The following is a 13,275-nucleotide window of genomic DNA, read 5'->3' as shown; positions in this document are numbered from 1 at the left end:
GGGATAGTAAGATTATTGCTCCCCTCCCGATATGCTTACGGGCCTTTTGCACAACCACAGTTGGGTAAAGATTATGGATTGATCAACGGATTGCCGGCAAGCGCGGTATTGGATTTTGATATACAACTGTACGATATACTAAATTAAAACAAAAAAGGCCGGCAGGCAATAATGTGCACAGCACAAGGATAAATAAACACAAATGAAGCAAACAATTTTTACTATTTTATTGATCACTGCAATAGGTTTTATTTCATGCCGCAAAGCGCAGGTTGAACCAGGGATTAAAGAATACGATCAAAGCCAGATACAATCATATATAACCACTAATGGTATTACAGGTATGAAGCGCGATACGGTTGGTGGCGATACATCGGGTATTTACTATCAAGTTATTTTACCGGGTACATCTACCGGATATCAATATACCGACAGTATATCATTAGTGTATACCATCCGTAGTTTTGACGGCCTGTACAGCTCTTTGGATACTACTTATAATCACGTGGCCGATTTTGCGGGCCATATTACCTCACGCGGATTTCCCGCCGGCCTACAACTAATAGTGCATGATGTTTTAAAAAGAGGCGGCAGTATGCGCGTGCTTATACCATCGCGCCTGGCGTATGGTATAAAGGGAAATGGTTCAGGTAGCAGCAGCTTGACTAATTCAAGAATAGCCGGTAACCAATGCCTTGATTATTATATACATGCCATTAACAATCAAAACGCCTATGACGACCTTGTTTTGACTAACTATTTTGCCGCAAACAATATAACGGGCTATCAAAAAACCCCATCGGGATTGTATTATAAAATACTAACACCCAGTACAGGTACAACGCCAATAACCAATAACACTACTGTAACTATTACTTATACTGTAAGTTTATTAAACGGACACATTTTTGATCAATTTAATACTGCTGATGGTAGCGGAACACCGTTTGAAATTCCGAACATGATTGCCGGTGTTAGAGAAGCTATGCAAAATTATGCCAAAACAGGCTCGGTAATATCTTTATATATGCCTACCAGGTTGGCTTACGGAAGTACTGCTGTAAGTTCAACGCCACAGTATAGCTGCATGAAGTTTGATTTTGCCGTGGTATCAACTAATCCTTAATTACTGGTTTAAGGCTGCTTTAAATACTTTTAGGCAACGGTTGCGTGCCATAACATGATCAACAATGGGTTTTGGATATTTGCTGAAGTCGGCATATTCCGGAACCCATTGTTTTATGTATTTAAATTCGGGATCAAATTTTTTTAACTGTGCGTCAGGACTAAAAATTCGGAAATAGGGCGCGGCATCAGTACCCGAACCTGCGGCCCATTGCCAGCCACCAACGTTACTTGCCATTTCATAATCCAACAGTTTGCGGGCAAAATAACGCTCGCCCCAACGCCAGTCAATCAGCAAATGTTTTGCTAAAAAGCTTGCCGTTAACATGCGTACCCGGTTATGCATAAAACCGGTGGCATTTAACTCGCGCATGCCCGCGTCAACCAATGGGAAACCTGTTTTGCCATCGCACCATGCCTTAAATTGTTGTTCGTTATTTATCCATTTAATTCGGTCGTACTCCGGCTTAAATGCATGATCCGTAGTTTGTGGAAAGTGATGTAATATCATCATATAAAACTCGCGCCATATCAATTCACTAAGCCATGTTTTTTCCGGGGCGGCGTATGCATCAGCAGCCAGTTTGCGTATGCTTACCGTACCAAAGCGCAAATGTATGCCAATATGAGATGTGCCCTTTATAGCGGGATAGTCGCGTTTACCAGCATAATCATCAATTATATCCTTATAGATTTTAGGGGGGATGTACTGTTCGCTTTTTTCAAAGCCCATATCTTTTAATAAAAGTGTTGGCAGATGTTTAATAGCATAAAGATTTTTTAAATATGGTTTGGTTGGGTAAGCCTTAAAATAAAATGGCTTTAACTTTTCCATCCACTTACGTTTGTATGGAGTAAATACGGTGTATGGTTTACCGTCATCCTTTACAACCTCGCCTTTTTCAAAAATCACCTGGTCCTTATAGGTTTTAAAACCTATACTGTGGTGGCTTAATAATTTTTCTACCGCTTCATCACGCGTTTGGGCGTATGGTTCATAATCATGGTTGGTGTAAACAGAATTAATAGCATAGGTGTTAATCACCTTTTTCCATGCATCCACAACATTATCATATAGCACTAACAAACTGCTATTATGTCCTTCCAGTTCATTTTTTAATTGCGCAATGGTATCATAAATAAAGGTTACGCGGGCATCGTCCTTATCTTCCAGTTTGTTTAAAATGGCCGGGTCAAAAATAAAAAGGCACAACACGGGCAGGCCACTTTTTAAAGCATGGTAAAGCCCTGCATTATCATCCAACCGCAAATCGCGCCGAAACCAGAAAATGTTAATGGTATCTTTCATTGTCCGTTGTGTCATGGGGAGTTTGTCGAACCATAGCGGGTAAAGGCCCACGCGCATCCTTCGACGGTGCTCAGGATGACATCCCTTTTATTAGCTATAAATGTTGTTTAACGCTTCTTCAATCTCCGCAAACTTAAATTTAAAACCAGCATCCTCAATTTTTTGTGCCGATACTTTTGTGCTGCCTAAAACCACCAGGCTCATTTCGCCAAATAAAAGTTTTAGTGCAAATGCAGGTACATTTGGTGCCCATAATGGGCGGTGCAGTTGTTTAGCTACGGCTTGCGTTAATTGTTTATTGGTAACCGGGTTAGGGGCAACCATATTGTAAATACCTTTTAAATCAACCTGCTCAATACCAAATAAATACATACCTACTACGTCTTCGTGGTGTATCCATGGCACCCAGGCTTTACCATTACCTAATGGCGAGCCTATACCCAGTTTTATAGGAAGTGCCAGCTGCGGTAATGCGCCGCCGTTTATATCTAATACAACGCCTGTACGGAATTTTAATACACGTAAACCAAGTTTTTCGCCTTCGTCAACTGCTTTTTCCCATTTAATACAGCAGGTGCCTAAAAAGTCGTGCGCCGGTGGGCTATCTTCGGTCATTAGTTCATCACCTCTGTTGCTGTAATAACCCGTAGCCGATGCCGAGATAATGGTATTAACTTTATGGGGCTTAGTTTTTAATAGTTGATAAATTAACTCGATAGATTTGGTACGGCTTTCTATGATTTCCTTTTTGCGCTCATTGGTCCAGCGTTTATCAGCAATGCCCGCACCCGCTAAATGGATAATGGTATCTACACCATCAATGCAATGCTCGTCGATAATGCCTTTATGGATATCCCATAAATAGGTTTTTACCCTGCCGTCGCTGCCTTCGGCTCTGCTTAAATGACTTACAGTATAGCCCTTGCTTAAAAGTGCGTTGGTGAGCTGTTTGCCTAATAGGCCGGTACCACCGGTCAATAAAATATGTCTGCTCATGTATCCGTTGATATGTAAAAGTAACAAGAATAAAGGTTTGGTGTTTGCATAGAAGGTTTATGCTTACAACCTGTAATTATAATATCATATTCCTTTGTCATTTCGAACGAGGTACGAGGAGAAATCTTTTGCAAGCGCTTAGTAGCATGGCGTATAAGATTTCTCACTACGTTTCGAAATGACAAGAGGAGAAAGAATTTTACCCCAATATCTCCTTAATATCATCAGCTGAAAGCGATTTGATAAAGCTTTCTTCGGTAGTGATGAGCGCGCGGGCCACACTTAGTTTGCGCTGCTGCAGGGCCAGTATCTTTTCTTCAACGGTATCTTTGGTGATGAACTTATAAATAAACACATTTTTGGTTTGGCCAATGCGGTGCGTACGGTCAATAGCCTGCTGCTCAATAGCCGGGTTCCACCAGGGGTCCAGGATAAAAACATAGTCGGCTTCGGTAAGGTTCAACCCCACGCCACCGGCTTTTATTGATATTAAAAATACCCTGGTACTTTCATCTTCCTGAAACTGCTTAACCACATCGCCGCGGTTTTGGGTGCTGCCATCCAGATAAACATAGGGTATTGCCTGCGTTTCTAAATGTTCGCGGTAAATACTTAACTGCTTTACAAATTGCGAGAATATCAATACTTTATGCCCCCCGTCAAGTACGGTACGCAGGGTATGCGTAACATTCTCAAACTTGCCAGAATCGCCCTCATAGTCCTGGTCAATCATGTAGGGGTGATTAGCTATCTGGCGCAGTTTGGTAAGGCCCTGTAAAACCTGTATCTGGGTTTTGGCAAAGGTGCCGTCTTCCAGGCTTTTTAATAACTCGTTACGGTATTCAGATTTTACCTTTTCATAAACAGATGCCTGCTCATCGCTCATCTGGCAATAAAACAAGTTCTCTGTTTTTGGTGGCAGTTCGGTAGCTACCTGCTCTTTGGTACGGCGCAGTACAAAAGGTTTTATTAATGCCTGTAGTTTTTTGGCCTTATCCTCATCCTTTTTCTTTTCGATGGGGGTTACAAACTCATTTAAAAAATATTGCTGACTGCCCAACAAGCCGGGATTGATGAATGACATCTGCGTCCACAAATCATTAACCGAATTTTCAACCGGGGTGCCACTTAATATCAGTTTAAACCGCGATTTAAGTTGCTTAACCGAGTGGTATGATTTAGACGAAGGGTTTTTAATATTCTGGCTCTCATCTAAAATTATATAGTCAAAAAAGTAGTTTTGCAGCAGTTCAATATCTATACGGGTAATGCCATAGGTGGTTATCACCACATCATAATTGGCAAAAGCCTCCGGCGATTTATAGCGGAACGTACCGGTGTGAACCATGAGCCTAAGCTTAGGTGTGAATTTTTTAGCTTCGTTAAGCCAGTTATATATCAGCGAGGTTGGCATAATAACCAGCGATGTGCTTTTAGCCGCTCCGTAGGAGTCCTTCGGACCCGAGGCTTCGGTATCTTCTTTATGCTTTTGCAGCAGGGCAAGGGTTTGTATGGTTTTACCCAAACCCATATCATCAGCCAAACAGCCGCCAAAATGATAATCTTTTAAAAAGTGGAACCAATTATAACCTGCATGTTGGTAATGCCTTAAACTACCTGCAAAATGCTGCGGCATGGCTATTTCTTCCAGCTGGTCAAAATCGGTTAACTTTTGCAGTTTACGGGTCATGGTAACTTCGGCCAGTTCGCCATCGGCCAAATCATTAACCAGGCCTATATGGTGGCGGCGCAGTTTTAGTCCGTCGCCATTTTCGCTAAAATGCAGCAGGTTGCCATATTGCGAGAACCATTTTTCGGGTATAACCGCAATTTCGCCGTTTGGCAGCGTAAACTCCTTTTTATGGTTGAGAATATGGTTTTTTAGCTGAATAAATGGGATGCTGTACGGTCCGAAATAAACCACGGCATGTATATCAAACCAATCGTTATCTTCTTTTACTTCCAGGTCAATTTTGCTGGCGCCAAATACATAACGTTTTTGCCCTTCGGGTTGTTCAATTTCAAACCCCTCAGATGCCAACGTATCATGATGTTGGTTAAGCCATTCAAAAACCGAAAATGAGTAATCGGCATCATCATCTTTATGATCTACTTCTAAATTTTGAAACAGGGACGAGGTTATTTTCAGGCCCAAACTCTCTAATAACTGCAACTTGTTTTTTTCCCAGGTTACCGAGCGTTTTATGCGGTGAAAGGTATAATCATCCCCCTTATGCTCCATACGCACGGATATAGGTTTACCATCCCCATACGGGAATATATAGCCCGCATATTTAAAGTACAGTTGTAGTTGCGAGGTGCCGCCGTCAACATAAATAGGCTTTAATACGGGTATGGCCTCGTGCTTTTCGGTATCAATGGTAAAGCCTTCGGCATATACATTATGTTTCTCGATAAGCGGGGCAACAAATTTTTCAAAGTAGGATTTTTCTGATGACCGGGGGACGGCAATATATCGCTTGTTTAAAAATGGCAATAGCTTTTTGCCTTCAATTTCTTTATCAAAATAGTATAAGGTATTGTCCAGCAGCATCCAGGCGGGGTGGTTGCAAATGATCTCGGCATTCTTAAACATAAATTCAATACGCATCCCCTGGTATTTGATGGTAGGGAAGTAGCGTATCTCCTCGTCGTTGCGCCTAAAATGGAACAGTACCGAAACAGGCTCCGTAGCTATTTGCAGTTTGCGCTCGGCGGGGTAACCCTCCTTGCTCATCAGGTACACGGATTTGTTACTCAGCAGGTTCAGTGCCTCGCCCATGCGCTTTTCCATTTTGGGGCGAATAGTATCAAATAGTTGCTCGGTAAATACTTTAGTAAAAAACTCCGACGGGCGGATGGGCTTCTTATAAAACCGCTTGATTACATGACCCTGCTCAATTTCTTCGAGTATTTTGATGAGTTTGATATCTGTTTCATCAATACAATGCACAAACTCGCTGGCTGTGTTAGAGAAGAGACGCTGGTGTGTTAATGAAAATTCGCCGTTAGGGTTTAGTTGCACAATGTGCGGTTCTATTACGTAACTCAGGTACTCGTGCCGGGCAATGGCATATATAATTTGGCAGGGTTTGGTACTGTCTACACGCAACATGAGCTTCTGATAGGTAAAAAATTTAAGAGAAGCTACATGAACAAAAAATTCAAACGTAGTTAGAATTTATTTTAAGTAGAAATGTTTAGAAGGAAATAGTTATTAACAGCGTTGGTTTAATATTTTTTGTATTATTGTTATAAGTATAAGCCAACCTTAAAACATTTTGGACATCAACGACTTAAATCATTCTGATAGTACGTCTAAACCCGCGTATCACAATGCAAACTCTTTAATAAGACTTTTCTTTGTTGTTTTATTTTACATGATTATTTTAGGATTAGCCGGAGGTATTTTGCTTGCTGTTTTTAAAACTTATCAGCTTAAATTCCCATTACTTAAACCACTGGTGGGTCTTATAGGTTACATTTTGACAATGTTAATTGCCCTTAAATATGCTATCAGGAAAAGTAAGCAACAGGAGGGAAAACATTTCAGAATTAATTTTGATAAGGCACCAATATGGTTATTTCCCGTACTAATTATCTGTACATTAGCATTAGTTGTATTGTTAGGGCCAGTTTCCCATTTGATACCGATGCCGGTATTTATACAAAAGTTCTTTGAGAAAATGCTTGCTAAGGATATATTCTCAATTATTACAGCTGTAATTGCAGCCCCGATATTTGAAGAAATATTGTGCCGTGGCATTGTGTTGAAAGGATTACTAACAAACTATTCCCCAAATAAAGCTATACTGATCTCAGCAATATTTTTTGCTGCCCTGCATATGAACCCATGGCAAGCTCTTCCGGCATTTTTTGGAGGGTTATTTATAGGTTGGGTTTATTACAAAACGCAATCAGTTATTCCCGGAATGGTCATTCACGCTACAATTAATGGTACCGCCTTAGCACTTTGGTTTTTATCAAACCAGGTTAAGAGCTTTTCATTGATGCCTTATTATATACTATTGTGCGTGCTTGCAGCATTGATATTTTCACTAGGATGTATTATGATCCAAAAGAAATTACCAACGGCGAAACAATCATCTAATTAATCCTTTCGCCATGAACAAGTAATCCGTAATTTATTAACGTTACTTTTTCAATTTGATTTTGTTTATTGAGTTCAAACTGAATTTGAATATCTGCATTATTGCCGTAAAAAAACTTGGTGGTGGATTCTGGTTTAAGTTCTACATCCGAGGTAGCGCTTCTTCCTGGTATATGCCTGTAAAGTTTTCCGTCCCTTTTTATAATATTTAATTTTATGGGAAATGTGTATTCTCCGATATACTTGTCAAGTAAACCAGCATCCAATACAATTTGTTTATGCCGATAAGGAAAGATAACAGGCTTGTTATTTAGTATATAGGCTAATGCCCTTGAAACGGCAACCGAGTTATGCTGATTATTGGATAATGCTATTATTGTATAATCTCCTGATTTGTATTGACTAAGTACAGTTGAATAACCGGGCCAAGACCCATCGTGTGTAATAAAGTCACCAAGTTCATCCTGGCCAATTTCAACGCCATAGCCATAATATCTTTTGGTAAGCGTGTCTGTAAGCGTATGTGGCGAAAGCATGTCGGTTTGGTCAATCTGATTTAATAACAAATGATGTAATAATGCATTGTTCCATTTTAACAGATCACTTGTAGTCGAATTCACAGTTCCATCACCAGTTACTCCGTCGAGCCAATAAACAAAATCATCTTGTTTTAAGCTATCCGGCAAAACATAAGCATTAGTTTTATTGTCCAAAACATATCCGTAAGCGTAATTATTTATAATATCATGTTTTGACCTTCGGGAATTGTAAACTCTTGAGTTATGCATACCCAAAGGCGTAAATATATTTTGATCTAAATAATTGTTATAAGTTTGTCCCGTCAGTTTTTCAATAATGCAGGCTAAAAGGACATATCCGGTATTTGAATAATCATAGCGAGATCCCGGAGTAAAATTTAATGCCGGTTTTTCAGATGCAAGAAAATGAATGATGTCCTTATTAAAAGCGATCTTTTTGTGATTCCATTTTGTATCCATTTCGCTTAAATAATCAGGCAGACCCGAAGTATGAGTTAACAAATTGTATATAGTAATTTTTTGATAAGGCAATTCCGGAAAAAACGCTCTTAAAGAGTCGGTCAATTTAAGCTTTCCCTTTTCTTTGAGTTGCAAAATACCCATTGCAGTAAATTGCTTAGAGACTGATGCTAATTCAAATATTGATGAATTATTGAGCGGCAGCTTTGAAGAGAAATCGCTATAACCAAATGCTTTTTGATATAAGATCTTGCCATTTTTTGCGATCAAAACATTGCCATTAAATCCTTGCAAATGCTCGCCCTGCATGTAGCGGCTAATAAGAGATAAGTTACCACCTTGTTGGGCAAGGCAGCAAATGGGCAGGAGTAGGAAAAGGTATAGAATCTTATACATAACGAATGATTAGGATAACCGTAAAAATACTTTATCCCTTGCAACGCAGGTGTTAAAAGATGTTAATGTATAATATAGAACTTGGTATTATCACCAACAACGCGAAAAAAAACCTTTACCCTTTTGACCCAATCTCCACATCCCCTTCAAAAACCTGTACCGCAAGGGTTATAAAATATATAAATAAATATTTCAAGCCTTACGCATGTCGCTTCTTTTTATCTTTTGGAAGTCCGATTGTACGCAACATTTCATTGGCTTTAGCCAGGTTATCAGGAAACAAGATAACATCATCGTATTTATCTAATGATTCATCAATGATAACAATTGGCACTTTTCTCTTATTGAGTTCTTTTATAGTTCTCATACTTCAAAATTACGAATTTTTCTTTTTACTACAAATGCTTCATAATCAGTTCCTATAATAAATGGTTCCCATTCATCGTGAATTTGCCCATAGATCAGAAAATCTTTCTTTGCATCTTCAAAATATTTGGAAATCCCCATTCGATAAAGACGTGTCCTTGCTTTGGTACTACCGGTAGCATATACAAAAGCATCAGGGTATTGATAGGTAAAAGCATAAACCGTTGCTACAACCGTAGCTAATACTTTTTCACTATCTCCATTATTTGAAATTGCAACATCATCAATTTGCCCTGTTTCGGGGTTTTTATCACCGAAAGCAAGATTATACAAATCTTTGTAATTGGTTGGCGTAAGTTGAACTAATTTAGGTATTCGCCCCTTTGGCCCGTCACTAATAAATTCAAACGTAGTTAGTTTTTTACCAGATTTAAGTTGATAATGGTCGAGTTTCATTTTAAAAATTTATCTCCACATTACCCTCAAAAACCTGCACTGCCGGCCCTTCTAAAAATATATCGGTAAACAATCGGCCGTCATAATTAAAATGGATATTCAGATCGCCGCCTAAAACTTTTATGGGGGTACTGATATGGCCGGTTTGGTTGTTATGTTGGGCCATAGCCAGGGCAACGGCGGTTACGCCTGTACCGCAGGCATAGGTTTCGTCTTCAACGCCGCGCTCAAAGGTGCGTACAAAGTAACCGTTATCGGTAGGTTCAACAAAGTTTACGTTTATGCCTTTTGCGCGGTAGGTGGCATTGTTGCGTATGGCATAACCTTCCTGGTAAACATTTTTATGTTTCAGGTCGTCCGCTATTTTTACATAATGCGGCGAGCCGGTATTAAGTACGTATGCTTCTGCATCCCGGGTAATGGCATCAACATCAATCATTTGCAGGCTCACCCAATCGCCTTCGGCTGAAATTTTGGCATAATGCGGGCCATCAACTGCCAGAAAATTTGTCTCATTTTTAATAACTCCTAAAAATTTGGCAAAGGCTACTATACATCGCCCGCCATTGCCGCACATACTGCTTGGCTGACCGTCGGCATTGTAGTAAACCATTTCAAAATCATAGTCGGTATGGTTTTGCAGAAACATCATACCATCGGCACCAATACCAAAACGGCGGTCGCATAAAGCAGTAATAAGCTTAGGATTATGATGATTTACCGTATTCTCACGGTTATCAACCAAAATAAAATCGTTCCCGGCTCCCTGGTATTTATAAAAATGTAATTTCACAGTTATAATGTATAATTATTAGCAACTTAGCATATATGGCGGCATCAAATAACATCGGTGCAACGGTTTAATGTTAAATTTAACACTTTTTAACATTTATAAGCATACCTTAATATTGATTATGACGTCTATATGGTATTAAATTTGAAGTGTTAAAATTAACATTTGTAAAGCAAGTAAAATAAAGGATTAATAATATGAAAAAGTTTGGTTTAACATTATTAACAGCGTTTGTTGGTGGTGCTATGGCTTTAGGCACTTACAAGGTGTTTGAAAACAAGTATACCGACAACATGAGCCTGGACGATAAACAAAAAGTTTATTTTGCCAGCAACAAGGGTTATAGCAACATTACCTCATCGGCCGGTGAAGTTGATTTTACACAGGCGGCAGCGGCGGTAACCCCGGCAGTAGTTTATATACGTACAACGTATAGTAGTACCGCAAATAACAATGATCAGGACGATCAAATGCAGCAAATGTTTGGCGATTTGTTCGGTCAGCGTATGCCGCGTAATAATACACCGCAAAGGGCTTCAGGCTCGGGTGTAATTATATCTCCTGATGGCTATATTGTTACCAATAACCACGTGGTTAGTAAGGCAGACAAAATAGAGGTTACGATGAACGATCACCGTTCGTTTAAAGCCAAGGTAATTGGTACCGACCCAAACACCGACCTGGCACTTATAAAAATTGATGCTACCAACCTGCCAATTGTAAAGTTAGGAAACTCTGACGATGCACGTGTAGGCGAGTGGGTATTGGCCGTTGGTAACCCATTTAACTTAACATCAACTGTTACGGCGGGTATTGTGAGTGCTAAGGGCCGCGGCATCGGTATTATTGGTCAGGAAGATGATGAAAGTCAGCAAATGAGCCCATTTGGTAGCTTTGGCGGCCGTATGCGCGGGCAATCAAACACACAAAAACCCAGAGCAGGTATAGAATCATTTATACAAACTGATGCGGCCATTAACCCCGGCAATAGCGGTGGTGCGTTGGTTAACACCAAGGGCGAATTGATAGGTATTAACTCGGCTATTGCTTCAAGTACCGGTGCGTATGAGGGGTATGGTTTTGCAGTGCCTATTAACCTGGCTAAAAAAGTATTAAATGATATTAAAGAATATGGCGCGGTTAAGCGTGGGTATATAGGTGTTAGTTTCCAGGAATTAAATGATGATGTTGCCGAAAATCTGCATATCAACAACAATGTCGGCTTGTATGTTAGCGATGTGTATCCAGGTACCGGTGCCGAACAAGCAGGTTTAAAGAAAGGTGACATTATTACTAAAGTTGAGGGTAATACGGTTTATGAGTCATCAGACCTGCAAGAGCGTGTGGGCCGTTTAAAGCCTGGTGATAAGATACATTTAACTGTATTGCGTGAAGGTGCCGAAAAGAACTTTGACGTAACGCTTAAAGCGGAGTCAGGTGCTACATCACGTACAGCTGCTGCGTCAAGCAAGTCTTCAGTGGAACTTTACAACCGGTTAGGTGCAAGCTTTATGCCTGCAACTGCTGCTCAAAAAGCAAGGCTGCATATTAATGGTGGTGTATTGGTTACCCAGGTGCGCGCAGGCGGATTATTTGACAGTTATGAAATTCCTGTTGGCTCTGTAATTACCGATATCAATAAACAACCCATTAACTCGGTAAATGATATTGACAAAGCAATAACCAATTTGAAGGATGGTAAATTGTTATCCATCAGTGGTTATACAAGTCAAGGCAGGTTTACTAATACCTTTAGTGTAAACTAATAACAACATACAATAATTCAAACAAGCCCCCGATATTATCGGGGGCTTGTTTGTTTAGCTGCTTTTTTGCACGCACTTATTTCAAAATTATACCTTTGCAGCCATGATTGATATTGTACTAAAAAAGGGCAAGGAAAAAGCGGTTATACATAAACACCCCTGGGTATTTTCGGGTGCTATTGAAACGGTGAAAGGTAAACCTGCTAATGGTGATATTGTACGCCTGTTAAATATCAAAGGCGATTTTATGGCTTATGGTTTTTATAACGATCAGTCGCGGGTTGCGTTGCGGTTATTGGAGTGGGATGAAAATGTTAATGTGGACGAAAGCTGGTTCCGTGAGAAAGTAGCTACTGCTGTTGCCGGTAGAAATGAATTATTAAGCAGCGGCCAAACCAATACCTGTAGATTGATATTCAGCGAGTCTGATTACCTGCCGGGTTTAATTGTTGATAAATATGCCGACCATTTAGCGGTGCAGGTGCTTACATCGGGCATAGAAAAAGTTATGCCGGTAATTATTGACGAACTGCAAAAACTGTTGAACCCAAAAAGTATTTTTGATAAAAGCGATGCCGCTTCACGGCAGCATGAAGGATTAGAAACCACCAATATCGTATTAGCAGGCACAACACCGCCCGAATCTGTAGAGGTGCTGGAAAATGGTATTGTGTATAATGTAAATATAGCTGACGGCCAAAAATCAGGCTTTTATTGCGACCAGCGTGATAACCGCAGGGTAGTAGCAAGCCATAGCAAAAGCAAGAAAGTATTGGATTGTTTTAGCTATACCGGTGGGTTTACGCTTAATTGCCTGCATAATGGCGCCACTTCTGTTACCAGTGTAGATAGCTCGGCATTAGCTGTTGAAACGTTAAAAGTAAATGTTAAACTTAATAAACTGGATATTGACAGGCATATCGCCATACAATCAGACGTAAATAAACAGTTGCGGGTGT

11 protein-coding genes are annotated in these 13,275 nt (G+C 40.0%); 4 read left to right on the top strand and 7 right to left on the bottom strand.

The genetic code is table 11. The features are described from left to right. Positions 1-202: 202 nt before the first annotated feature. Complete coding sequence (locus ABI367_RS00570) at positions 203-1,126, top strand: FKBP-type peptidyl-prolyl cis-trans isomerase (RefSeq protein ID WP_462229031.1); 924 nt, start codon at positions 203-205, stop codon at positions 1,124-1,126. On the opposite strand, the gene ABI367_RS00565 is transcribed toward ABI367_RS00570, so the two are convergent. The 3 genes from ABI367_RS00565 to ABI367_RS00555 all read right to left on the bottom strand — a co-directional run bounded on the left by ABI367_RS00565 (position 1,127) and on the right by ABI367_RS00555 (position 6,545). Next, positions 1,127-2,434, bottom strand: a complete 1,308-nt coding sequence (locus tag ABI367_RS00565) for a cryptochrome/photolyase family protein (protein ID WP_462257991.1) — start codon at positions 2,432-2,434, stop codon at positions 1,127-1,129. Between the two features lie 90 nt (positions 2,435-2,524). Next, positions 2,525-3,430, bottom strand: a complete 906-nt coding sequence (locus ABI367_RS00560) for a TIGR01777 family oxidoreductase (protein ID WP_462229027.1) — start codon at positions 3,428-3,430, stop codon at positions 2,525-2,527. A gap of 199 nt (positions 3,431-3,629) precedes the next feature. Further along, complete coding sequence (locus ABI367_RS00555) at positions 3,630-6,545, bottom strand: DEAD/DEAH box helicase (protein WP_462229025.1); 2,916 nt, start codon at positions 6,543-6,545, stop codon at positions 3,630-3,632. A 166-nt stretch (positions 6,546-6,711) separates the two neighbouring features. On the opposite strand from ABI367_RS00555, the gene ABI367_RS00550 reads away from it, so the two are divergent. Beyond that, a complete protein-coding gene (locus tag ABI367_RS00550) occupies positions 6,712-7,545 on the top strand; it encodes a lysostaphin resistance A-like protein (protein ID WP_462229023.1) in 834 nt (277 codons plus the stop codon). Here the strand turns inward: ABI367_RS00550 and ABI367_RS00545 are convergent. The 4 genes from ABI367_RS00545 to dapF all read right to left on the bottom strand — a co-directional run bounded on the left by ABI367_RS00545 (position 7,538) and on the right by dapF (position 10,550). After that, positions 7,538-8,935: a serine hydrolase gene (locus ABI367_RS00545; RefSeq protein ID WP_462229022.1), complete on the bottom strand. Its 1,398-nt coding sequence runs from the start codon at positions 8,933-8,935 to the stop codon at positions 7,538-7,540. The genes ABI367_RS00550 and ABI367_RS00545 overlap by 8 nt on opposite strands. Before the next feature lie 199 nt (positions 8,936-9,134). Next, complete coding sequence (locus tag ABI367_RS00540; RefSeq protein ID WP_462229020.1) at positions 9,135-9,302, bottom strand: hypothetical protein; 168 nt, start codon at positions 9,300-9,302, stop codon at positions 9,135-9,137. Beyond that, a complete protein-coding gene (locus ABI367_RS00535) occupies positions 9,299-9,757 on the bottom strand; it encodes a DUF6934 family protein (protein WP_462229018.1) in 459 nt (152 codons plus the stop codon). The genes ABI367_RS00540 and ABI367_RS00535 overlap by 4 nt, the downstream gene beginning before the upstream one ends. Position 9,758: 1 nt before the next feature. Then, positions 9,759-10,550, bottom strand: a complete 792-nt coding sequence (gene dapF / locus ABI367_RS00530) for a diaminopimelate epimerase (RefSeq protein WP_462229016.1) — start codon at positions 10,548-10,550, stop codon at positions 9,759-9,761. A 197-nt stretch (positions 10,551-10,747) separates the two neighbouring features. Here dapF and ABI367_RS00525 point away from each other — a divergent pair, with 197 nt between their 5' ends. Continuing rightward, positions 10,748-12,316 (top strand): trypsin-like peptidase domain-containing protein, encoded by a 1,569-nt coding sequence (locus ABI367_RS00525; RefSeq protein ID WP_462229014.1) that lies wholly within the window; start codon positions 10,748-10,750, stop codon positions 12,314-12,316. 103 nt (positions 12,317-12,419) lie between these two features. Then, positions 12,420-13,275: class I SAM-dependent rRNA methyltransferase (locus tag ABI367_RS00520; RefSeq protein ID WP_462229012.1), on the top strand; the 856-nt coding region annotated here is incomplete at its 3' end.

The organism is Mucilaginibacter sp. (assembly GCF_039935595.1).
GTDB lineage: Bacteria > Bacteroidota > Bacteroidia > Sphingobacteriales > Sphingobacteriaceae > Mucilaginibacter.
Note: the sequence above shows the minus strand (reverse complement) of the source record. Positions and strands in the feature narration are given on the sequence as shown.